Source organism: Carboxydothermus islandicus (genome assembly GCF_001950325.1).
Taxonomy (GTDB): domain Bacteria; phylum Bacillota; class Z-2901; order Carboxydothermales; family Carboxydothermaceae; genus Carboxydothermus; species Carboxydothermus islandicus.
In genome coordinates, this window is sequence record NZ_BDJL01000026.1 from 1 (window position 1) to 752 (window position 752).

1 protein-coding gene is annotated in these 752 nt (G+C 53.3%); it reads left to right on the forward strand.

The window, feature by feature from the left end; all coding sequences use genetic code 11:
* A partial coding sequence (locus tag ciss_RS04625) for a cytochrome c3 family protein (protein WP_143298481.1) occupies nucleotides 1-752 on the forward strand: 752 nt, incomplete at both ends.

Genomic DNA, 752 nt, shown 5'->3' on the forward strand with positions numbered 1-752 from the left:
CAGCTTTTGACGGGCGACACTTACGCCCCCACGGTAAAGAAAGTATATGATGAGCAGAGGGGCATGGTAAGTAAGTTTAATGCCGATGATAAAACCTATTACCCCAATGAAATTTATTTACCCAATGAAGCCAATCCTGCCAATTACCGCATTCACACCAACTATTCCAAAAACACCGACGCCTGTGCGGCCTGCCACGCAACCCACACGGCGGTAGGTCAAACCCTTTTACAGTGGGGAACGGTGTACGACACCTGCATGGCCTGCCATGACGGCACCATTTCCACCACCTATGATGTGCAAAGCGGAACCATCGCCGGTACCGGCAAGCCCACCTACGGCGGAATGTTTGGCAGCGGCAGTGAAGATTCCCTCTCCAACCACCTGGTCACCGGAGCGGTTCAGATTTTCGCTGCCCCCGGGGGAAACGTCACCGGCAACTACGAAGCCAACGACACTCCCGACAAAGCCGATGCCACTGCCTGGGACATCACTTTTGGCTGTGAATCGTGCCACAGCCCCCACGGCCTGGGAGGTAACGCCCGAATCCTAAACCCCAACGTCAATGCTTACAGCTACCTGAACTACAAGTCCAATGTGGCTTATGTTTATAATTCTGCTACCGGTTATTACGAAAACAGCCAGCAATACCAGTGGGTCAGAAGCTATCCTTACAACAAAGGCACCCAGGTCTGGGTAAGCGGTCAGTTAAAGACCGAAGGGGTGGACTACCTTTTGGACGGCACCAGCGG